This window comes from Jatrophihabitans sp. sgz311053 (assembly GCF_056135305.1).
In genome coordinates this window covers 1-916 of record NZ_JBWAXP010000008.1, presented here as the reverse complement: position 1 = coordinate 916, position 916 = coordinate 1, and the positions used below count along the sequence as shown (strand labels likewise).

General features: G+C 74.6%; 1 protein-coding gene. It reads left to right on the top strand.

What is annotated here, in order from left to right; all coding sequences use genetic code 11:
- A partial coding sequence (locus AC0NZQ_RS21830) for a ketoacyl-synthetase C-terminal extension domain-containing protein (protein ID WP_474532236.1) occupies nucleotides 1–916 on the top strand: 916 nt, incomplete at both ends.

The window sequence follows — 916 nt, the reverse complement described above, 5'->3', positions numbered from 1 at the left end:
ATTCGGGCGGCGTTGGCTGATGCGGGGGTGTCGGCGTCGGGTGTGGATGTGGTGGAGGCGCATGGGACGGGGACGCCGTTGGGTGATCCGATCGAGGCGCAGGCGTTGGTGGGGGTGTATGGGGCGGCGCGGGCTGCTGATCGGGCTGCGGATCGGGTAGGGGGCGGGTCGGCTGGGGTGCCGTTGTTGGTGGGGACGGTGAAGTCGAACATCGGCCACACCCAGGCCGCCGCCGGCGTCGCGGGAATCATCAAGCTCGTCGGCGCGCTGCAGCACGGGGTCGTCCCGCCGACGCTGCATGTCACCACCCCCACTCCCAAGGTCGACTGGTCCGACGGGACCGTCCGGCTGGTCACCGAGCCGACGCCGTGGCCGGAGCACGACCGGCCGCGGCGGGCGGCGGTCTCGTCGTTCGGCATCAGCGGCACCAACGCCCACGTCATCCTCGAAGCCGCACCGGCGCCCGACGCGATCGCCGCGACCGATGCGCCCGGCGCGCCCGCCGCGACCGACGCGGGTGACCGCGACGTCGCGACCCCCGTCGCGGCGCCCGCTGCCGCGGCCCCCGGCACGGTCGCCGAACCGGCGGTCACGCCGCCGACGGTGTGGACCTTCTCCGGCAGCACCCCCGAGGTGCTGGCGACCCAGCTGCGGCGTCGGCGCGAGGCACTGCGCGGTGTCGACGCCGACCCACGCGTCGTCGGCCACGTCCTGGCCGCCGAGCCGCCGGCCGAGCATCGCGCGGTCGTCGTCGGCCGCTCCCGCGACGAGCTGCTCGCTGCTTTTCCCGCCGCCACCGGTGTTGCCGGTGGTTCGGCTGGGGTGGGGTTTGTGTTTGGTGGTCAGGGTGGTCAGCGGGTGGGGATGGGGCGGGGTTTGGCGGTGGCGTTTCCGGTGTTCGGGGAGGCGTTGCGGC